The sequence below is a fragment of the Corynebacterium sp. AOP36-E1-14 genome (assembly GCF_052377495.1).
Lineage (GTDB): Bacteria > Actinomycetota > Actinomycetes > Mycobacteriales > Mycobacteriaceae > Corynebacterium.
In genome coordinates this window covers 1-19,722 of sequence record NZ_JBQSWV010000038.1, presented here as the reverse complement: position 1 = coordinate 19,722, position 19,722 = coordinate 1, and the positions used below count along the sequence as shown (strand labels likewise).

Annotated in this window: 19 protein-coding genes and 1 other RNA gene; 12 read left to right on the top strand and 8 right to left on the bottom strand. The window is 69.2% G+C overall.

What is annotated here, in order from left to right:
• The 4 genes from ACT3TD_RS13520 to ACT3TD_RS13505 all read right to left on the bottom strand — a co-directional run.
• The coding region (locus ACT3TD_RS13520; protein WP_444638023.1) for an ABC transporter family substrate-binding protein at positions 1-1,440 on the bottom strand (1,440 nt) is incomplete at its 3' end.
• A gap of 144 nt (positions 1,441-1,584) precedes the next feature.
• On the bottom strand, positions 1,585-3,513 hold the full coding sequence (locus tag ACT3TD_RS13515) for a dipeptide ABC transporter ATP-binding protein (RefSeq protein WP_441582421.1): 1,929 nt from the start codon (positions 3,511-3,513) through the stop codon (positions 1,585-1,587).
• Positions 3,510-4,424 (bottom strand): ABC transporter permease, encoded by a 915-nt coding sequence (locus ACT3TD_RS13510; RefSeq protein ID WP_301443764.1) that lies wholly within the window; start codon positions 4,422-4,424, stop codon positions 3,510-3,512. Before ACT3TD_RS13510 ends, ACT3TD_RS13515 begins: the two co-directional genes overlap by 4 nt.
• Position 4,425: 1 nt before the next feature.
• Positions 4,426-5,409, bottom strand: a complete 984-nt coding sequence (locus ACT3TD_RS13505; RefSeq protein WP_441579706.1) for an ABC transporter permease — start codon at positions 5,407-5,409, stop codon at positions 4,426-4,428.
• 369 nt (positions 5,410-5,778) lie between these two features.
• Between ACT3TD_RS13505 and ACT3TD_RS13500 the strand changes: the two genes are divergently transcribed.
• The 4 genes from ACT3TD_RS13500 to bsaP all read left to right on the top strand — a co-directional run bounded on the left by ACT3TD_RS13500 (position 5,779) and on the right by bsaP (position 10,588).
• A complete protein-coding gene (locus ACT3TD_RS13500) occupies positions 5,779-8,157 on the top strand; it encodes an HtaA domain-containing protein (protein WP_441579707.1) in 2,379 nt (792 codons plus the stop codon).
• A gap of 38 nt (positions 8,158-8,195) precedes the next feature.
• Complete coding sequence (locus tag ACT3TD_RS13495) at positions 8,196-9,254, top strand: SURF1 family cytochrome oxidase biogenesis protein (RefSeq protein WP_301443826.1); 1,059 nt, start codon at positions 8,196-8,198, stop codon at positions 9,252-9,254.
• A 67-nt stretch (positions 9,255-9,321) separates the two neighbouring features.
• A complete protein-coding gene (gene bioB, locus ACT3TD_RS13490) occupies positions 9,322-10,320 on the top strand; it encodes a biotin synthase BioB (RefSeq protein WP_301443965.1) in 999 nt (332 codons plus the stop codon).
• Entirely contained in the window at positions 10,313-10,588 is a 276-nt protein-coding gene (gene bsaP, locus ACT3TD_RS13485) for a biotin synthase auxiliary protein BsaP (RefSeq protein ID WP_301443964.1), read from the top strand. Before bioB ends, bsaP begins: the two co-directional genes overlap by 8 nt.
• Positions 10,589-10,614: 26 nt before the next feature.
• On the opposite strand, the gene ACT3TD_RS13480 is transcribed toward bsaP, so the two are convergent.
• A complete protein-coding gene (locus ACT3TD_RS13480; RefSeq protein ID WP_441579746.1) occupies positions 10,615-11,802 on the bottom strand; it encodes an arsenate reductase/protein-tyrosine-phosphatase family protein in 1,188 nt (395 codons plus the stop codon).
• 94 nt (positions 11,803-11,896) lie between these two features.
• Here ACT3TD_RS13480 and ACT3TD_RS13475 point away from each other — a divergent pair, with 94 nt between their 5' ends.
• The 7 genes from ACT3TD_RS13475 to ACT3TD_RS13445 all read left to right on the top strand — a co-directional run bounded on the left by ACT3TD_RS13475 (position 11,897) and on the right by ACT3TD_RS13445 (position 16,222).
• Positions 11,897-13,162, top strand: a complete 1,266-nt coding sequence (locus tag ACT3TD_RS13475; protein ID WP_441579747.1) for a Nif3-like dinuclear metal center hexameric protein — start codon at positions 11,897-11,899, stop codon at positions 13,160-13,162.
• Positions 13,155-13,991, top strand: a complete 837-nt coding sequence (locus ACT3TD_RS13470; RefSeq protein ID WP_441579748.1) for a C4-type zinc ribbon domain-containing protein — start codon at positions 13,155-13,157, stop codon at positions 13,989-13,991. The genes ACT3TD_RS13475 and ACT3TD_RS13470 overlap by 8 nt, the downstream gene beginning before the upstream one ends.
• The gene (locus ACT3TD_RS13465; protein ID WP_301443385.1) at positions 13,988-14,659 is read left to right on the top strand and encodes a histidine phosphatase family protein; all 672 of its coding nucleotides are present in this window, start codon (positions 13,988-13,990) and stop codon (positions 14,657-14,659) included. The genes ACT3TD_RS13470 and ACT3TD_RS13465 overlap by 4 nt, the downstream gene beginning before the upstream one ends.
• A gap of 57 nt (positions 14,660-14,716) precedes the next feature.
• Positions 14,717-15,172, top strand: an RNA gene (rnpB, locus tag ACT3TD_RS13460) — RNase P RNA component class A.
• A gap of 163 nt (positions 15,173-15,335) precedes the next feature.
• Complete coding sequence (locus ACT3TD_RS13455) at positions 15,336-15,683, top strand: YidH family protein (protein ID WP_301443392.1); 348 nt, start codon at positions 15,336-15,338, stop codon at positions 15,681-15,683.
• The gene (locus tag ACT3TD_RS13450; protein WP_301443386.1) at positions 15,680-16,027 is read left to right on the top strand and encodes a DUF202 domain-containing protein; all 348 of its coding nucleotides are present in this window, start codon (positions 15,680-15,682) and stop codon (positions 16,025-16,027) included. Before ACT3TD_RS13455 ends, ACT3TD_RS13450 begins: the two co-directional genes overlap by 4 nt.
• Before the next feature lie 21 nt (positions 16,028-16,048).
• Positions 16,049-16,222: an SPOR domain-containing protein gene (locus ACT3TD_RS13445; RefSeq protein ID WP_441579750.1), complete on the top strand. Its 174-nt coding sequence runs from the start codon at positions 16,049-16,051 to the stop codon at positions 16,220-16,222.
• A 22-nt stretch (positions 16,223-16,244) separates the two neighbouring features.
• On the opposite strand, the gene ACT3TD_RS13440 is transcribed toward ACT3TD_RS13445, so the two are convergent.
• Genes ACT3TD_RS13440 through panB form a run of 3 tightly spaced genes read right to left on the bottom strand, consistent with a single transcriptional unit; the run spans position 16,245 to position 18,241 of the window.
• Complete coding sequence (locus ACT3TD_RS13440) at positions 16,245-16,850, bottom strand: methylated-DNA--[protein]-cysteine S-methyltransferase (RefSeq protein WP_301443388.1); 606 nt, start codon at positions 16,848-16,850, stop codon at positions 16,245-16,247.
• Positions 16,847-17,356 carry an RNA polymerase sigma factor gene (locus ACT3TD_RS13435; RefSeq protein WP_301443389.1) on the bottom strand — a complete coding sequence of 170 codons (510 nt, stop codon included), beginning with the start codon at positions 17,354-17,356 and terminating at the stop codon, positions 16,847-16,849. Before ACT3TD_RS13435 ends, ACT3TD_RS13440 begins: the two co-directional genes overlap by 4 nt.
• Positions 17,357-17,404: 48 nt before the next feature.
• Complete coding sequence (gene panB / locus ACT3TD_RS13430) at positions 17,405-18,241, bottom strand: 3-methyl-2-oxobutanoate hydroxymethyltransferase (RefSeq protein WP_301443390.1); 837 nt, start codon at positions 18,239-18,241, stop codon at positions 17,405-17,407.
• Between the two features lie 111 nt (positions 18,242-18,352).
• On the opposite strand from panB, the gene glnA reads away from it, so the two are divergent.
• Positions 18,353-19,699, top strand: a complete 1,347-nt coding sequence (gene glnA, locus ACT3TD_RS13425) for a type I glutamate--ammonia ligase (RefSeq protein ID WP_301443391.1) — start codon at positions 18,353-18,355, stop codon at positions 19,697-19,699.
• The last annotated feature ends 23 nt before the right edge of the window (positions 19,700-19,722 follow it).

Sequence of the window (19,722 nt, the reverse complement as noted above, 5' to 3'; positions counted from 1 at the left end):
GAACCCCATCTGGAAGATGTCGAAGTCCCGTTCACTGCTGACCTTCGAGAAGTCGGCGCTGGGGCGTTCCTCGATCTTCATTCTCACGCCGATGTCGCTGAGCATCTTCTGTAACGCGGTTGCACCGGCCTTCCCCTGGGGATCATCGCCGAGGAGGACATAGCGAGGTTCGAGTTTCTCCCCGTCCTTCTCGCGGACACCGTCGGAATCCTCGGTCCAGCCGGCGTCGTCCAGGATCTGCCTGGACTTCTCGGGGTCGAAAGACACGACCGCGCCGAAATTGTCCTCGTATCCGTCCTGGGTCTGGAACAGCGTGAACGATCCTGGAAGCTCTTCGGTGTAGTCCAGGCCGTTGAACCGGATGTCGGCGAGCTGGGAACGGTCGACGCCGGTCATGATCGCCTCACGCACGGCGTCCTCCTCCAGGAGCGGGGCCTCGCTGTTCAGGGTGATCAGGTAGTTCGCCGGCAGCATCGCGGTCCGGATGTCGGCCTTGTCCGAGCCCATACTTCGCGCCGTCGCCAGGTTGTCCTTCGTCGCCACTCCGGCACCGTCGATTTCTCCTGCCTGGAACGCGTTTATCGTCGCCTGCGACTCCAGGGCCCGCCAGGTGAAGGTGTCGAGCTTCCCCGGTTCACCCCACCAGTTGTCGTTGCGTTTGAACCGCATTTCTCCGTTGTTGAAGTCGGCGCGGTCGATCGTGTACGGACCTGCACCCCATTCGGGATGGACGTCCTTGAGGTAGCCCTTGTTGAAGGTCTCCGAATTGTCGACCTGCGGAGGGACGAAGAAGCCGAACAGCCCCTCCCACCAGGGGTACTCCTGCTCGAAGGTGACAACGGCTTCCTTGTCGTCGACGCCCCTGGTCACCGACTGGATCAGGGAGTAACCGTCGGAGGACGAGATGTTGTAGCCCTCTGCCTCACCATTGCTGGATCTCCAGGTGTTCTCGAAGGACGTCCAGTCGATCGGGGTGCCGTCATTGTACTCGGCCTCGTCGTTGATGGTGTAGCGGACCACGGTCTTGCCGTCCTCGGTGTCCGCGGAGATGTCGGTGACGTAATCCGGGTTCGCCTCGTAGTTTCCTTCACCATCGAGCAGCATCACCTGCGGGTTGTACCATTTCCAGGAGTCTTTGGTGTACAGCGTCCCGTCGGCGTGGAAGGTGTTCTGCTGTTCGGAGATCTCCGTGGTCGGCAGGGTCAGCGTCCCGCCGTCCCGGATGTCGTCTCGTGCCTGGGCGTTGATGCTGGACGCGGCCACGGACCCGGCGTCGCTCGCCGAGCCTCCGCCGGAAGCGTCGTCGCTGCCACAGGCTGCCAGGCTCATCGCGGTCAGGGCGCTCACCGTGGTTGCCGCGATCACCGGACGGGCACGCCATCGGCGTGGTGATGCCGCTGGTGGGCGGATGCCCAGCACGGGCTGTGATGTTCGGGTCATGGGGTACTCCTCGTGAAACGTGTACGTGCGGGAAGGTGCAGAAGGTGCATGGGTGTCGTGAGGTGCCATGGAGAAGATCTCTCCAGGTGGGGAGCGGTTCCCCGGTGCGGTGGAGTGCGTCGTCGCCGTCATGTCAGGGTCCACCTAGAGCTGAACGGTCGTTGCGCGTACGGTCCCGCTGCGATGGCGTTGGACGTTGGGGTCGGGGATCGGGATCGCCGCCAGGAGTGTGCGCGTGTAGTCGTGCCGGGGGTTGGTGAAGACCTCGTCGGTCGGGCCCTGCTCCACGAACTCACCGTGGTGCATCACGGCGACGCGGTCGGAGAGGTGGCGGATCACGGACAGGTCGTGGGCGATGAACAGCAGGGACAACCCCAGCCGTCGTTTCAGGTCGTGGAGGAGGTTGATGATCCCGGCCTGGACGGACACGTCGAGGGCGGAGACGGGTTCGTCGAGGACGATGATCTTGGGGTTGGTCGCCAGGGCCCGTGCCAGGCCGATCCGTTGGCGCTGGCCGCCCGAGAACTGGCCCGGGAACCGGTCGACGTGGTCGGGGTCGAGCCCGACGAGGCCCATGAGCTCAGCGACACGGTCGTCGGCGTCGCCGCTGAACCCCAGGGAGGTCAGCGGTTCGGTGATGATCTCCTTGACCGTCTGGCGGGGATCCAGTGAACTCACGGGGTCCTGGAAGACGATCTGGATGTACTTGCGCGATGCCCGACGTTGCCGTGGGGTCATCTGCGCCACATCCGTGCCGGCCAGTGTGATGGTGGTGTCGTCGGCGGGGTCCAGGTCCATGATCTCCAGCAGGGTGGTGGTCTTCCCGGACCCGGACTCGCCGACGATGGCCAGGCACTCACCCGCGTGGAGGTCGAATGTGAGGTGTTTGACCGCCTCCACCGTCCCCACACGGCGCTTCACCAGCGCCCCCTTCGTCAGAGGGAAGGACTTGTGCAGGTTGGTGACCGCGAGGGTGAGTTCGCGTTCCTCGCGGGGAACCCCGGCGAAGATGTCGGGGCTCGGTTCCGGGGTGGGGAAGAGTGCTGCCCCGTCGAGCCGGGAGTCGGTGATCAGGGACGACCGGATGCAGGATGCCTGATGCCCGGGCGCGGCCTGGTCAACCTGCAGCAGGTGCGGTTCACCGCGGTGACAGGAGGCGGTGCTGACCGGGCAGCGTGCCTCGAAAGCGCAGGCCTCGGGTAGGTCGATGAGCGACGGGGGAGTGCCGGCGATGGGGACCAGCGGCCTGGTCGAGGGGCGGTCCACCCGGGGCGTACTGCCCAAGAGTCCGATGGTGTAGGGCATCCGAGGGGCGGCGAACAGTTCGTGGACCTCCGCGCGTTCGACCGGGCGTCCGGCGTACATCACCATCACCTCGTCGGCGGTGTCGGCGACGACACCCATGTCGTGGGTGATGAGCACCGTCGCGGCACCGGTCTCACGTTGTGCGACCCGCAGGACGTCGAGCACCTGCGCCTGCACTGTGACGTCGAGGGCGGTCGTCGGTTCGTCGGCGATCAGGACCCGTGGTCTGTTCGCGATGGCGATGGCGATGACCGCACGCTGGCGCATGCCGCCGGAGAACTCGTGGGGGAAGCTGTCGACGCGTTTGGCGGGGTCAGGGATGCCCACCAGGTCCAGGAGTTCGACGGCCTGCGCCCGGGCCGTCCTCCGGGGGACGTGCTGGTGTTGGCGGATCGCCTCGACGATCTGGTCGCCGACGGTGAACACCGGTGTCAGGGCGGTGAGCGGGTCCTGGAAGACCATGCCGATGCCGCATCCGCGGACCTTGCACATGTCCTTGTCGGTCTTGCCGATGAGTTCCTCCCCCTCGTAGGTCACGGACCCGGTGACCCTGGCGTGCCCGGGCAGCAGGCCCATGATCGCCAGAGAGGTGACCGACTTCCCGGACCCGGACTCGCCCACGATGGCCAGGGTGCGTCCGGGGTGCAGGTCGAGGTCCACCCCGCGCACGGCGCGGACCACACCTGCCTCGGAGGGGAAGGAGACGGTCAGGTCGCGAACGCGGAGTACGGGCTCGTCACCCGGTGCGTCGGTGGTGTTGGTGGTCATGCGTGTCCTCCTGCGGCGGAGTTGGGGTCGAGGGCGTCGCGAAGGCCGTCGGAGATGAAGGCGATGGACACCGTGAGCAGGGTCAGCGTCGCGGCGGGGAACCAGAACTGCCACGGTGCGGCAGTCAGTGAGCCGGCGCCGGTCTGCAGCAACGTGCCCAGGGAGACGTCGGGCAGTTTCACACCCAGCCCGAGGAAGGAGAGCCCGGTCTCGCTGGCGATCGTGGCCACCACCCCGAGCGTGAACTGGATGACCAGCAGAGAGCCGATGTTGGGGATCAGGTGCCGGACCACGATCCGAGGACGGCTGACCCCCATGTAGTGCGCGGCACGGACGTAGTCGTTCTCGCGGACGGACAGTGCCATCGACCAGATGACTCGGGCACTCATCATCCAGCCGAAGAGGATCAGCACGAGTGTGAGGACCTTCCAGTCGCCGCCGGAGTCGCCGACGATCAATGCGATGAACAGGAATGTCGGCACCGCCAGGAGCAGGTGGATCAGCTCGATGAGGATGCGTTCGGCCCGTCCTCCGTAGAGCGCCGCGCCCGTGCCGACGAGCGCGGCGATGACGGTGGTACCGGTGGCGACCAGGAGCGCGATCGTCAGGGAACGGCCGAGTCCGTGCACCGTCTGCGCGAACAGGTCGTTGCCGGCGTCGGTGGTGCCGAACCAGTGTTCAGGGGAGGGTCCGGTGGACAGGTTCATGAAGTCAGGGTCGTCGTAGTCCCAGGGCGTCAGCAGCGGGGCCAGCAGGGTGGTCAGGATCAGCAGGCCGAGTATGGCCACCCCGATGAGCGCCAGCCGGTTCCGGGCGAACCGGCGCAGGTAGAGCCGGAGTTTTCCGGTTCGCTGCGGTTCGGGAGTTCTGGTGTCCTCGTCGACGACGAGGCGAAGGTGCGGGGTGGCCATGTCAGTTCACTCTCACTCGGGGGTCGAGGGCGACGATGAGGATGTCGGAGAGCACGGCGCCGACCGCGGTCACGACCGCGCCGAAGGCTGCGACAGCGACCGCCCCGTTGACGTCGTTGTTGCTGATGGTGTCCACGGTGTACTGGCCCATGCCGTTCCAGCCGAAGATCTTCTCGGTCATCACCGCGCCCACGAACACCCCGGGGATGGAGAAGGCCACACTCGTGGCCACGGGAATCAGGGACGTGCGCAGGGCGTGCTTCCGGATCGCGGTCGACCGGGGCAGCCCCTTCGCACGTGCGGTACGGACGTAGTCGGCACTGAGGTTGTCCAGCAGCAGGCTGCGCTGGAGCATGTGGTAGCCGGCGTAGGTGATGATCACCAGGGACAGTGTGGGTAGTGCGAGATGCTGGAAGACGTCGACGACGGTGGGCAGGAGTCCGCTGACATCCGGGGAACGGGCGCCGGTGACGTAGAAGACCCGGGTACCGAGCAACTCGTTGACACCACGGCCCAGGGCCACGACCGCGACGGAGACCACGACGATATGGAGATTGATCGTCACGATCGATATTCCCTGCCAGACCCGGTCTCCGGTCCGGTACTGCCGGGACGCGGTGTAGAGCCCGATGCCCACTCCGATGATGACCGACAGGACGGTGGCTCCGATCATCAGCTGTGCCGACGTCCACATCCGGTAACCGACCTGATCGTTGACGCTGTCGCCCAGCGGGGACGTTCCCCAGTCCCAGTGAAGGACGATGCCGGAGATCCAAGCCCACCACCTTTCCGGCATCGGCTGGGTGGGACTGAGGTCGAGCGGCACGAGAATGTCCTCGATCTGTCCGTCGCTCAATGGTGGGCGCCGTCCCATGAAATTCGAGCGTGGGTCGAGAAAGACGGCGGCGAGGAACCATGCGAGGTTCGTCGCGATGACGATCACGGCGAGCCACCTGGCGGCACTCCTCAGGATGTATCTGGTCATAGGCCTTCGGTGGGTTCTTTCCGTACGGTCCGGTGCGGAGGGGAGCTGAGTTCTCGTACGTCGGTCAGACGTCTGTGGTTTCCTTTCCTATTTTCTTGGGAAGGGATCTCCGGTCGGTTCCGTGATGATTAACTTCGAGTTTCCGATTTCAATGTGTTTTTATACGGGACGAAGTACTCTCATTTATTTGCGGAACGAAAATGGCAGGGAGGGGTGACCCGTGTGGTCCGGGGGAGCGGTCCGGTGCGACGAGCTGGGGCATAAGCGGAAGAGGGGGGCACCCGGTGGTGATAGTTATGGGTTGATCGACTAGCCTTACCTAACTGAACATCGATGTGTTTCTAGACGTTTCCAGGAAAGTGCAGACCCGTGAACCCTCTGTCGCCCGTTCTCCCACCCCTGCGCAGCTCAGGGCGGTCGCTGCGCATCGCCTCCTCCGCCTCTCTCGTGGCCGTTGTCGCGGCGCTTCCGCTCGCCGTGGCGGCCCCGTCGGCACTCACGCCGGCGGCTGCGGCGCAGACCTCTGTAGCTCAGGAGGGGACCCAGGGTGACTCGCAGCCTGCGGCGGTGTCCCAGGGCTCGTTCTCCTGGGGGATCAAGCAGTCCTTCCGCAACTACCTCACCGGGCCGATCGCCGGCGGGCACTGGACGCTGGACGGTGTAGGTTTCTCCGGGACGTCCAACGGTGAGGACGGCAGTTTCGACTTCACCGTCGACCCGTCCTCGGCCGCCGTACAAGGTGATGACGCCGACCTGCCGCTGCAGGGCTCGGTGAGCCTGGTCGGCCACGGCGGGCTGATCAACGTGACCCTGTCCAACCTGGTCCTGCAGGTCCGCGGCGGACAGGCCCAGCTCATCGCCGACGGCCGCTACCTTGCTGCGGAGGCCGACGCGGTGGTCAGCATGGCCGGCGGCCCGCCGGCGTTCACCGCGTCGCCGGTGGCGACCTTCGCGCTGGACGAGACGTTGAGCCAGGCCAGCGGCGTCGAGGGCACCGCCACGCTGGCCGGCGACAGCTGGATCCACGAGAACCTCAACCAGGCGTTGCTCGGCAACTACGGGGAGGGCAAGAACGACGGCGACCGGTTCTCGCTGAACCTGTCCACCGTGCCCGCCGCGGGGACCAACACCGTCGGCGACTCGGTGACCGTGGCGCGCTCCGCGGGGCAGCCCGAGACCGCCGCGGCAGCCGCTACGGAGGCAGCTACAGCGACGGCCCCCGCCGCCCAGACCCAGGCCCAAGCACAGTCACAGACCCAGCCGTCCGGCGACACCGCCACGTGCGGTCAGGTCACCTCGGCATCGGCCGGGTGGGGTATCAAGCAGTCCTTCCGCAGTTACCTCAACGGCCCCATCGCGATGGGCGGCTGGGACCTCGACGGCGTCGGATTCTCCGGCGAGCCCCGCGGCACCGGCCAGTTCGACTTCACCGGTGATCCTGCATCGGCACAGCTCTCCGGGCAGGACGCCGACATCCCGTTGGCCGGCTCGATCCACATGAACGGCCACTTCGGCGCGCTCGACATCACGCTGTCGAATATGTCCGTCAAGGTCCGTGGCACCCGCGCCCAGTTCATCGCGGACTACCGCTCCAGCACGGTCAGCAGCTTCTCGCCGGGCGCGGCGGTCACCGGTGCGGACACCGGCAGCCAGGTCGCCATCGCCGAGTTCACCCTCGACCAGCCGATCGCCGCCACCGGTGCGGGGACCGTCAACCTGACGGGGCCCGGCTACATCACCGCCGAGGGCAACACCGCCTTCGGCGGCAACTACGGGGAGGGCAACAACGAGGCCGACCCGCTGAACGTCACCCTGCAGACCGACGGCTCCGACTGCGCCACCACCGGCCTCGGCGAGCTCGCCGCGGCGTCCCCGGCCACCGGCGGTACAGGTACCGGCACGGGCATGGGTGCCGCAGCGTCCGGCTCGGGCACCCCGGACCTGGCGCTCACCGCCGGTGCGGCGAGCACGGCAGGTGCCGCGGGCTCGGCGGACACCACCTGCGACGCGAAGGACGACACGGCGAACCGCGTCGTGGACGCCCGCATGGGCTGGGGTGTGCGCGAGTCCTTCCGCAGCTACATCAGCGGCAGCATCGCCAACGGTGGGTGGACCACCGGTGGCGAGACCGTCTACAGCGACGGCGCCTTCGTCTTCTCCGGTAACGAGGGCACCGTCTCCGTCGAGGACGACCAGGTCAACGACGGTGTGCTGTCCTTCGCCGGGTCGGTGAACTTCACCGGACACGACGGGGTGCTGGACACCACCGTGGCCAACCCGGAGATCCGCCTGTCCGGCTCCACCGGCACGTTGGTGGCCGACGTCACCTCCAACGACACCGACGGAAACCCGCACGACTACGGCCGGATCGAGGTCGGTTCGCTGGCGGTGTCGCAGGCCGGGGTCAGCGAGGGCATCCTCGACGGTAATGCGTCGGTGACGCTCACACAGGACGGTTCCTCGGCGATGGGCTCGTTCTACGAGGCGGGTTCGCAGATGGATCCGCTGACCTTCCGCGCCGCGCTGGCCGACGGCTGCGACGGCGACGCCGACGGCCTCGGCGACATGCCCGAGGACGAGGACGGTGTACCGGAGGGTGCGCAGGCCGACGACGGGGACGATGACGATCAGAACGCGCTCGTGTCCTTCGTCACGACCCCGTCCTCGGCGATCCCCAGCGCGATCGCGTTGATCGCGGTGGCCGTCGCCGCCTGGTTCGGTGTGCGGCTGCGTCGCTCCGGTGAGTGACTGTCGGATGTCCACGGTGGCGGACTAGACTCGTGGACGTGTCTGAGCCAGTGACCGACCCGTCCTCTGCGCCCGCTTCGCCACCCGACGGAGGGGCGGACGTTCCGACGGCCGGTGGCCGCCGACGTCGCACCGGGTGGCGCTCCTTCCTGACCCCGGGGTGGGTGATCACCGCCGTGGTGGCGGTGGCCTTCGCCTACGTGGCCTTCACCGTCCTGGCTCCCTGGCAGCTGGGCAAGAACCGCGACACCAACGAGTTCAACGACCGGCTCAGTGCCGGCCTGGAACAGGACCCGGTGCCGGCGGCGGACGTGCTGCCCGCCGACGGGTCGAGTGCGGGGGAGGAGAGCGAGTGGACCCGCGTGGAGATGCAGGGGCGCTTCCTCGTCGACGACGAGGTGCTGCTGCGTAACCGGCCGGTCGACGGGCGCCCCGCCTACCACGCGCTGACCCCGTTCCGGATGGACGACGGGATGACGGTGCTGGTCAACCGCGGCTGGGACCGCCCGGTCGACGGCTCTGCCGCGCCGGACGTCCCGGCGGCCACCTCCACGCCGGTCACGGTGACCGGGTACGTGCGCATGTCGGAGGCCGTGCCGGGCACTGACCCGATGGCCGCCGACGGCCGCCTGCAGGTCTACGGCATGAGCACCGCGATGGTCGGGGACACCGTGGGTCTGGACCTGGCGGCCGACTACGTGCAGCTCGACGACGCCTCGGTGGCGACCGCCGACCCGTCGGGCACGATGTCGGCGCTGGACCTGCCGAACCTGGACTCCGGGCCCTACCTGTCCTACGGGCTGCAGTGGATCGCCTTCGGTGTGATGGTGCCGCTGGGTCTGGCCTACTTCGTGTGGGCGGAGATCCGGGAGCGGCGCCGTCGCCGCGCGGAGGTCGCCGCCGAGGTGGCAGCACAGGCAGGCGCCCAGACGGGCGCGCCGGAGGCTGCGGCATCGGCCGCACCGGCACCTGCGGCGCAGACGACGCCGGAGCGTCCTGCGTCGTCGAGCAGGGCGAGCAAGTTGGAGAACCGCTACGGGGGGAGCCGCACCCGTTTCTACGACAAGCGCAACGCCCGAGATCAGGAGCGCTTCTAGGGGTGGCGGGGAACCCGAGAATACTTTTTCGGTAGAACTTGTACGGTGTTCAAGTTAGGGTGTGTCCATGGACAACATCCTCACGACTGCACGTACCCGCGTCCTCGACGATGGCCGCGGGCTCGACTACGACGACCTCATCCGAATCCTCCAGCTCCCCGACGAGAGCATCCCCGACCTGCTCGCCCTGGCCCACGAGGTCCGGGTGAAGTGGTGCGGCGAAGAAGTGGAGATGGAGGGCATCGTCAGCCTGAAGACCGGCGGCTGCCCCGAGGACTGCCACTTCTGCTCCCAGTCCGGCCTCTTCGACTCCCCGGTGCGTTCCACCCGGCTCGACATCGCCGAACTCATCGAGCAGGCACGGCAGACCGCCAAGACCGGCGCCACCGAATTCTGCATCGTCGCCGCCGTGCGTGGCCCCGACGAGAACCTCATGAGCCAGCTGGAGGTCGCCGTCGAGGAGATCTACGCCAACGTCGACGGCATCGACGTCTCGGTGTCGGTGGGCATGCTGACGCAGAAGGACGTCGACCGGCTCAAGGCGGTCGGGGTGCACCGCTACAACCACAACCTGGAGACCGCCCGCAGCTACTTCCCGAAGGTGGTGACCACGCACACCTGGGAGGAACGGCGGGCGACGATGGACCTGATCAAGGACGCCGGCATCGAGGTGTGCTGCGGCGGCATCGTCGGCATGGGCGAGTCGATGGAGCAGCGCGCCGAGTTCGCCGTGCAGCTCGCCGAGCTCGACCCCGACGAGGTGCCGCTGAACTTCCTCGACCCGCGCCCCGGCACACCCTTCGCGGACATGCCGGTGATGGACGGTAAGGACGCACTGCGCGCCGTGGGCATGTTCCGCCTGGCGATGCCGGCGACCACCCTGCGTTTCGCCGGCGGACGCGAACTCACCCTCGGCGACCTGGGCGTGGAACAGGGCCTCACCGGCGGTATCAACGGCGTAATCGTCGGCAACTACCTCACCACCCTCGGCCGCCCGGCCGAGGAGGACATGGACATGGTGGGCCGCATGAACCTGCCGATCAAGGTGCTGAGCCGCAGTGTCTAGTGCAGAATCCGGTACGGAATCAGGTGCAGGCTCGCGGACCCGTTCGCGGCGTCGACGCGGCACCGGCCCCTTCGACCCCTACACCGGCGCGGACCTGGGGGAGGGGGAGTCGCTGGAGTACTCACCCTCGCAGAAGGCCGGTCTGGACGTCCCCCGGTACTGCGTGACCTGCGGGCGGCGCACCGTCGCCCAGGTCACCCCGCACGGGTGGACGGCCACCTGCTCGCGCCACGGCACGACCGACTCCGTGGACTTCGAGCTACGCTGAACTGCGCTCGACTGCGCTGATCCCCCTCAGCCGCGGGCGTCGACCTGGGCACGCGCCCAGTCGACGACGCCGGGGATGGCCTCGGCGAGCTGGCGGGAGACCTCGGCGAAACCGTCACGGTCGCCGTAGTAGGGGTCCTCGACCTCCTTGTCACCGGCCGGTCCGAAGCTGCGGAACAGGGCGATACGGTCCTCGTCGACTCCCCGCTTGACCAGTGCCTTGCGGTGGGCGGCGGTCATGACCAGGAACAGGTCGGCGTCGCGGTGCTCGGGACCGAACTGGGCGGCGCGGTGACCGGAACCGTTGTAGCCGTCCTGCTTCAGCCGGGCGACGGCCCGCGGGTCGGCGGCCTCGCCGACGTGCCAGCCGTCGGTGCCGCAGGAGTTCAGCCGCACGTCGTCGTCCAGCCCGGCCTCCTCGAGTGCGCTGCGCACCATGATCTCACCCATCGGGGAGCGGCAGATGTTGCCGGTGCACACCACGCAGATGTGCGGCCGGTCGTCGGACCACTCGTCGACGAGGCGGCGCAGCTCGGAGGCGTCGGCCACCGAGTAGTCGGCCTTGCGGTGCTCGTCGCGGACACCGTAGCCCCAGTCGACCAGCACGCTGCGCACACCGTAGGCGCGCGCACCCTCCACGTCGTGGATGCGGTCGCCGATCATCAGCAGACCGCGGCGGTGGGCCGGGCCCCCCTCGGCGACGGGCGTGATCGGCCCGCCGGGGGCGCCGAGCTGCTCCAGGGCGTAGGCGACCACCGCGTCCTTGGCCCGCCGGCTGCCGTCGTCGGAGGCGGTGGCGATGACGTCGAAGTAGTCGTAGAGGTCGAAGTGCTTGAGCAGCCGCGTCGCCGAGCTCAACGACTTCGAGGTGGCCGTCGCCAGCGTGTAGCCCTGCGACTTCCACAGACGCAGCAGTTCGGCCACCCCGTCGAAGGGACGGGCCTCCAGCCAGCCGCCACCGTCGTAGTGCTCGCGGTAGCTGGCCACCGTCGCGTCGAGCTGCTCGCCCTCGAGTCCGAGGCCGCGCAGGCTGTCGACCATCGGGGGACCCGCGATCAGCTGCAGCAGATCCTCGCCGGGGGCGGGGACGTCGTTGTCCTCCAGGGCGCGCAGGAAGCTCGAGCGGATACCCGGATAGGAGTCGACGAGGGTCCCGTCGACGTCGACAAGTAGGGTCCTGTTCCTGGTGCCTGATGGCTCATGTGCGTCCGTCACGCAACCCAGGGTGCCAGAATCCCGGCGGCCCGGCCACGGCAGGGTCGCCAAAGTGCCGTGAGGGACAGGCAACTCGGGCGGTATCGTGGGCGGGGTGAACGGGACACAGAGTGAACAGAACCCAGCAGACACGACCGGCCCTGCCGACACCACGACAGCGACGGTGGCCTCGGTGGTGTCGGTGATCGAGGACGCCTACCCGCCGCAGCTCGCCGAGTCGTGGGACGCCTGCGGCCTGGTCTGCGGCGACCCGGCGGCCCCGGTGCACTCGGTCATGGTGGCCCTGGACTGCACCGACGAGGTGGTCGAGCAGGCTGTCACCGGTGGCGCCGACCTGCTGCTGGTGCACCACCCGCTGCTGATGCGCGGGGCGACCGGGGTGCCGGCCGATCACCCGAAGGGCAGGATCGTGCACCGGCTCATCCGCGCCGGGGTGGCCCTGTACTCCGCGCACACCAGCGCCGACTCGGCACGCCCCGGGGTCAACGACCGCCTCGCCGAGATCCTGGGCGTCAGCGCGGGAGCACCGTTGGCACCGTCGTCGGCCTCGGCGACGGCGGCGGTGCGCGCCGCCCGCGGCGAGACCATCGCTCCGGTGCTCGACAGCTGGGGCTTCACGGTGCCCGTGCAGCACGCGGAGGTCGTGAAGGAGGCGGTGTTCGCCTCAGGTGGTGGCACCGTAAGCGGTTACACGTGCTGCTCCCACGAGTTCGCGGTGACCGGGCAGTTCCTCCCCGGGGCGTCCGCCGACCCGCACACCGGCACACCCGGGCACCTGGAGCACGTCGAGGAGCTGCGCGTGGAGTTCGTCGCCGCCCGGTCGCGCCGCGCGGCGGTGCTGGGGGCCCTGCTGGCCGCGCACCCCTACGAGGAGCCGGCCTACGACGTCACCGAGCTCGCCGGGGTGCCCGCCGACCCGGCGACCGCCTTCGGCATCGGACGCGTCGGCGAGCTCGACACGGCGATGACGCTGCGCGAGTTCACCGAGCGGGTGGCGCAGCGTCTGCCCGCCACCGCCTGGGGCGTGCGCGCCGCCGGCGACCCGGACGCCGTGATCCGTCGTGTCGCCGTGTCCTCCGGGGCGGGCGACAGTTTCCTGGGTACGGTGGCGGGACTGGACGTCGACTGCTTCGTCACCTCCGACCTGCGCCACCACCCGGTGGACGAGCACCTGCGCGCCGGTGGCTGCACGGTCATCGACACCGCCCACTGGGCCAGCGAGTTCCCCTGGTGCGAGCAGGCCGCCGAGATCATCGCCGCCGCCGACCCGCGGGTCGACACGGCCGTGGTCGACGTCCGCACCGACCCGTGGACCCTCCACGCCCCGTCACCTTGTTCCGGAGGACAGCACCGTGCCTGACGCACCCGACGCACCGACCAGTTTCCGCCCCTCGTCCCCCTCGTCGCGACGCCCCGCCCACGTGGTCCTGTGGGACCTGGTCAACGTCGACGGCCGACGCAGCGCGCTCGCCGGCGAGGCCGGTGCGTCCGGTGCCTCCGGCGCAGAGGCGACGTCCGAGGAGATCGCCCGCCTGGAGAAGGACGTCGTCGCCGCGCGTCAGGCGAAGGCCGCCGCCGGGCGCGAGACACAGGACGCGACGCTGCGGTTGCAGCGCATGCAGCAGGACGCCGCGAAGTTGCGCGCCCGTCGCCGCGACGACGTCAACGCCCTGGGCGCGGCCGTCGACACCGAGGCGCGCCGGGACCTCAAGCACGACCTCGCCGTCGCCGAACGCCGCCTCGCTGAGGTGGAGGAGGCCATCGCCGCCGAAGGCACGTCCTCGCCGGGAGTGGACGCCGCGGGTGGCAACGACACAGAAGCTGCGCTCGACGCCGCCCTCGCCGCCCTGGAGGCAGCCCGCGAGGCCCACGCCTCCCGGCACCGCGAGATAACCGGGCAGCTGGAGTCGCTTCAGGAGCACTCCGACTCCCTGCGCGCCGAACTGGAGTCCGGCTCGCCGCAGCTGCTGCGCCGCTACGAACGAGGCGAGCGCGAGAACGGCGTCGGCGCGGCCGCCCTGGCCGGGTCGTCCTGCCGTGGCTGCTTCATGACCCTGGACCGGGCGTCGCTGGCGGAGATCCTCGCCGCGCCGAAGGACGACCCGGCGTCCTGCCCCGAGTGCGGGGTGATGCTCCTGCCGCAGGCCAGCGCCTACGAGGCAGAGGGCGACAGGGGCGCCACCTCGTGAGTGGCGCGCCGGGGTGGATGGGTGAGCGCGGCGCGCCGGTGCGGGTGCTGCTGCTGCGCCACGGGCAGACGGAAATGTCGGCGGCCGGGGTGTTCTCCGGACGCAGCGACCCGGACCTCACCGACCTCGGCGTCGAGCAGGCGCGGCGGGCGGCGTCCTTCCTGGCAGCACGTCAGGACGCCGGCCAGGGGATCGACCGGATCATCTCCTCACCGCTGGCCAGGACCAGGCAGACCGCCGCCGCGGCGGCGGACAGGCTGGGCCTGGAGGTGGAGGTCGACGACAACCTCATCGAGACCGACTTCGGCGAGTGGGAGGGCCTGACCTTCGACGAGGTGCACCGGCGCTGGCCGGACGAGCACGCCGCGTGGGTCGGCGACACCACCGTGCCCACCGTCGGCGGGGAGAGCATGGCCGCCGTGGAGCGGCGGTGCGGCGACCTGGTCCAGGGGCTGGCGGGAGCGCCGGAGCAGGGCCTGACGGGTGCCCGCACCGTCCTGCTGGTCAGCCACGTGTCGCCGATCAAGGCGATCCTGCGCCGGGCACTGCAGGTGCCGGCCACGATGTACTCCACCCTGCACCTGGACCTGGCGGGGCTGTCGAACGTGGAGTTCTACCCCGACCATTCGGTGGTCCGCGGGGTCAACGACACCCACCACCTGCTTTAACCGGCACTGACCGGCACTGAATGGGGAGGCGCCGGCAGGTGCTAGAGTTATCCGGGTCGAGAGGGCCGGGTGATCGCGGCGCCGGGGACCGCGTCCGCACGTGTGCGGGCGTGGGCCCGGTGTCGAGGAAAGTCCGGACTCCTCAGAGCACGGTGGTTGTTAACGGCAACCCGGGGTGACCCGCGGGCTAGTGCCACAGAAAACAGACCGCCTCGACCGTCCCCGGCCAGTTCCGGGGTCGGGCCGGGGTAAGGGTGAAACGGTGCGGTAAGAGCGCACCAGTGCGCCGGGTGACCGGCGTAGCTAGGTAAACCCCACCGGGAGCAAGGTCAAGTGGCCGCGACCGTTTTTTACGGTGCGGCCGTGCCCCGTCGACTGCTCGTCGGTGAAGGGGCAGGTAGACCGCTTGAGGCAGCCGGTGACGGCTGACCCAGATGGATGATCGCCGCCGCACATGCCCGGGCCCGCGTGCCCGGGGCGGGACAGAATCCGGCTCACAGGCCCTCTCGACGCAAAACTTCTTCTCGTGTTCACCGGCGCCCGGCCGCGATCGTTAGAATGATTCACCGTGAATGACGGCACCGCAGGACAGCGCGACGACACGGCACCGGACGCAGCGCAGGCCTCAGAGCAGGCCTCAGAGCAGGCCTCAGCGCAGGAGCGTAGGCGTCCGGCGTTGGCGCGCGTGCTGTTCCCGGGCGGTGAGGAGCCGGACCCGCGGTTCACCCTGGCCAATGAACGGACGTTCCTGGCGTGGATGCGTACCGCGCTGGCGTTCATCGCCGGTGGTGTGGCGCTGGAGGCGTTGCCCGTCGACGACCTGCCCGCTCACCTGCGTTCGGCCGGTGCGCTGGTGGCCATCGCCATCGGCATCCTGTTGGCGGGTGGGGCGGCGGTGCGATGGCTGCGCGTGGAGCGGGCGATGCGTGAGGACCGGCCGTTGCCGGCACCGGCGATCGTGCCGGCCCTGTCGGTGGGCGCGGTGCTCGCCGCGGTGGTGGTCACGGTCATGGTGTTCTCGTGAGCCTGCCGACGGACCCGGGGTTGCAGCCGGAGCGCACGAGCATGTCCTGGGGCAGGACCTCGTTGGCCTACCTGGTGGCCGCGGCGGTGATGCTGCGCTGGGCGCCGCACTACGGTGCGGTGGTCGTGGCGGTCTCCGGCGGGTTGATGCTGGTGGCGGGGGTGATCTACGCGACGCAGCGGCGTCGCTACGACCGCTACCGGCGCGCGGTGGCAGGTGCGCAGGACGCGGCGCCGGGGGTCTCGTCCGGCGCGGTGGTGGCACTGACGGCCGGCACGGTGGTGCTGGGGCTGGCGGGCATGGTGTTCGTGCTGGCCGACGCGCGTGGTGCGTTCGGTGGTTAGACGCGGTTAGACTCGAACGGTATGAGCGACAACGAGTGGTACTTCGACACCTCCAGTGGTGAGGTGACCCAGGGCAAGACCTCGGGCTGGGACAACCGCATGGGCCCGTACACCTCGAAGCAGGAGGCAGAGCAGGCCCTGGAGACGGCGCGGGCGCGCACGAAGGCGGCCGACGACTGGGACGAGGACGACTAGCGTCCGTCTGGCGTCCCGATGCTCACACAGCGTGCTCCAGCGTGAGCAGCGTGGTCTTGGCCTCCAGGCCGCCGAGGTAGCCGCCGAGACCCCCGTCGGAGCGAAGCACCCGGTGGCAGGGCACCACGACCGGCAGCGGGTTGGTCGCGCAGGCGGTACCCACGGCGCGGACCGCCTTCGGGTTGCCGACCAGTTCGGCGACCTCCTTGTAGGTCTGCGTGTGCCCGTAGCCGATGTGCGGCAGGTGGCGCTGCACCTGCTGCCGGAATCCCGAGGACATGGCGTAGTCCAGGGGCACGTCGAAGGCGTGCCTGCCGCCGGTGAAGTACTCGTCCAGCTCGGTGGCTACGGTGTCCAGGCGCCGCGGCGCTTCCAACACCCGCGGGCTGACCTTCGTCGCCAGGGACTCCAGCACCGTGTCGAAGCCCTCGCGTTCGAAGGCGACGCGCACCAGGCCCGTGGCGGTCGCGGCCACCAGCAACGTGCCCACCGGGGAGTCGACCGTGCGGTAGGCGACGTCCACCAGGTCGTGTTCGGCGGCCTTCGCCGCAAGGCTCGCGCGCAGCCCGTCCAACCCGTCCAACGTGGCAGGGTCGACGGGGAAGAGGTCGGAGAGTTCGTCGGTCATCGCGACCGTCCTTTCGTGTGCGCCTCGGCGCGGTAGGTCCTGCGCAGACTCCTGATGCCGTCGGACGCGGCGCGTCGCACCGCCTCCGGGGTCCCGCCGATGATCCCGGCGGTCTCGGTGTGCGGCAGTCCGCCGAGGTAGTGGTAGGCGATCGCGAGGCGCTGGCGCTCCGGGAGCGCCGTCACCGCGGCCCACACCCCGTGTCCGTCCTGGCCGGCGGAGTCCTCGGGATTGCCCAGTGCGGAAGCCTGTTCGGGCAGGTCGTCGCTGGGGACGGCGTGCCGGGCACGGGCCCGGGTGACGTCCACGGCCTTGCGGTGGGCGACGCGCACCAGCCACGCCTCCACGTTCGTGTCGTCGGCCAGCTCGGGCCAGGAGCGTAGTGCGGCCAGGAAGGACTCGGACCACGCGTCGTCGGCGTCCGGGCCGGGGCCGAGTACGGCGCGGCAGACCCGCAGCACGGTGGCTCCGTGCCGTCTCACGGCCTCATCGAATGGTTGCTGCATCGTCACACAGGGTAGACGCGCCGGCGACCGGGAACGTGAGGTCCGTTTCTAGAAGCAGTGCTCCTCGGCCGGGAAGGTGCCCTCGGCGACCTCGCGCTTGTAGGACGCCGCGGCGTTCGTGAGGTCCTCACCGACCTGCGCCCACTGCTTGGCGAACTTCGGCCGGTGGCCGTCGGCGGGGTGTGCGGCGATGTCGTGCCACACCAGCACCTGGGCGTCCGTCCCCGGGCCGGCGCCGATGCCGACGGTGGGGATGTCGACGGCCTCGGTCGCCCGCGCGGCGACGTCCGCCGGCACCATCTCCAGCACCACGAAGTCCGCGCCGGCCTCGGCCACGGCGCGCACGTCGTCGAGCAGCTGGTCCGCGGCGTCCCCACGGCCCTGGACCTTGAATCCCGACAGGGCGTTGACCGACTGCGGGGTGAAGCCGATGTGCGCGCACACCGGGATACCCGCGGCGACCAGCGCGCGGATCCGCGGGGCGATGCGCACCCCGCCTTCGATCTTGACCATCGCCGCGCCGGAACGCCGCATCATCTCCGCGGCCGAGCGCACCGCCTGCTCGTCGGAGGCCTCGTAGGTGCCGAACGGGAGGTCGGCGACGACCAGGGCGTTGCCCGCACCGCGCACCACGGCGGCGGCGATGTAGATCATCTCGTCGAGACTGATCTGCTGGGTCTGGGAGTAGCCGAACACCACGTTGGCGGCGGAGTCGCCGACCAGCAGGCACTCGATCCCGCCGGCGGACAACGCCCGCGCACTGGAGTAGTCGTAGGCCGTGAGCATGGCCCATTTCTCGCCCGAGTCCTTGCGCTTGCGCAGGTCGCCGATGCGGACCTGACGGGTGGGTGCGAGGTATCCGGTGGTCTCGTTCTTGTCAGCCATGTCACGATATTGTGCCACGTCAGGCAGGCAGGTGTTAACGATGTGTAACAACCCGTGCAACCGGCCGGAAAAAAGGGGCTGACCGCCGGGGCGGGCGTTACGATGGGGGCCATGAGTCGCCAACAGGAATACGTCCTCCGCACGCTCGAGGAACGGGACATCCGCTTCGTCCGTCTGTGGTTCACGGACATTCAGGGGTACCTGAAGTCCGTCGCCGTCGCTCCCGCGGAGCTCGAGGGCGCATTCGCCGAGGGCATCGGGTTCGACGGGTCCTCGATCGAGGGGTTCTCGCGTGTGGTCGAGTCCGACACGATCGCCAAGCCGGACCCGTCGACGTTCCAGATCCTGCCCCTGGACACTGCCGGCGGCGACAACCAGGTGCTCACCGCGCGCATGTTCTGCGACATCGCCATGCCGGACGGTGAGCCGAGCTGGGCGGACCCGCGTCAGGTGCTGCGCCGCCAGCTCAACCGCGCCGCGGACGAGGGCTTCTCCTGCTACGTGCACCCGGAGATAGAGTTCTTCCTGCTCAAGAACCAGGACGGTCCGGACGGGCGTCCGCGGCCCGCCGACACCGGCGGCTACTTCGACCAGGCCGTCACCGACGCCGCTCCGCTGTTCCGGCAGGACGCGATCTCCGCGTTGGAGTCGATGGGCATCTCCGTGGAGTTCTCCCACCACGAGGCCGGCCCCGGCCAACAGGAGATCGACCTGCGTTTCGCCGACGCCCTGTCGATGGCCGACAACGTGATGAGCTTCCGCTACATGGTCAAGCAGGTCGCCTCACGTAACGACGTGCGCGCCACGTTCATGCCGAAGCCCTTCCACGAGTACCCCGGTTCGGCGATGCACACGCACATGTCCCTGTTCGAGGGCGAGAACAACGCCTTCCACGACCCGGACGACCAGTTCTACCTCTCGGGCACGGCGAAGTCCTTCATCGCCGGCATCCTGGAGCACGCCCCGGAGATCTCCGCGGTGACCAACCAGTGGGTCAACTCCTACAAGCGTCTGACCAGTGGCGCGGAGGCCCCGACCGCGGCGACGTGGGGTGCGTCCAACCGGTCGGCGATGATCCGCGTGCCGATGTACACGGTGCACAAGCCGTCCTCGCGTCGCGTGGAGATCCGCACGCCGGACTCCGGCGCGAACCCGTACCTGACCTACGCCGTGCTGCTGGCCGCCGGGCTGAAGGGCATCCGGGAAGGCTACGAGCTGCACCCGCCGGTCGAGGAGGACGTGGCGGGCATGACCCGTCGCGAGCGCATGGCGATGGGCTACAAGGACCTGCCCACCGACCTGGACCTGGCCTTGCGCGAGATGGAGAAGTCCGAGCTCGTGGCGGACGCCCTGGGCGAGCACGTCTTCGAGTACTTCCTGCGCAACAAGTGGGAGGAGTGGAAGTCCTACCAGTCCCAGGTGACTCCGTGGGAGCTGGCGCACAACCTGGAGTTCTAGGGTCCGGCGGTCTGGAACCGCCG

Bases quoted from the DNA above. Each gene is read 5' to 3' on its own strand.
- ACT3TD_RS13440 (WP_301443388.1), bottom strand. From the start codon at position 16,850: ATGACCGACGAACTCTCCGACCTCTTCCCCGTCGACCCTGCCACGTTG.
- ACT3TD_RS13515 (WP_441582421.1), bottom strand. From the start codon at position 3,513: ATGACCACCAACACCACCGACGCACCGGGTGACGAGCCCGTACTCCGC.
- glnA (WP_301443391.1), top strand. From the start codon at position 18,353: ATGAGTCGCCAACAGGAATACGTCCTCCGCACGCTCGAGGAACGGGAC.
- ACT3TD_RS13445 (WP_441579750.1), top strand. From the start codon at position 16,049: ATGAGCGACAACGAGTGGTACTTCGACACCTCCAGTGGTGAGGTGACC.
- bioB (WP_301443965.1), top strand. From the start codon at position 9,322: ATGGACAACATCCTCACGACTGCACGTACCCGCGTCCTCGACGATGGC.
- panB (WP_301443390.1), bottom strand. From the start codon at position 18,241: ATGGCTGACAAGAACGAGACCACCGGATACCTCGCACCCACCCGTCAG.
- ACT3TD_RS13510 (WP_301443764.1), bottom strand. From the start codon at position 4,424: ATGGCCACCCCGCACCTTCGCCTCGTCGTCGACGAGGACACCAGAACT.
- ACT3TD_RS13435 (WP_301443389.1), bottom strand. From the start codon at position 17,356: ATGCAGCAACCATTCGATGAGGCCGTGAGACGGCACGGAGCCACCGTG.
- ACT3TD_RS13505 (WP_441579706.1), bottom strand. From the start codon at position 5,409: ATGACCAGATACATCCTGAGGAGTGCCGCCAGGTGGCTCGCCGTGATC.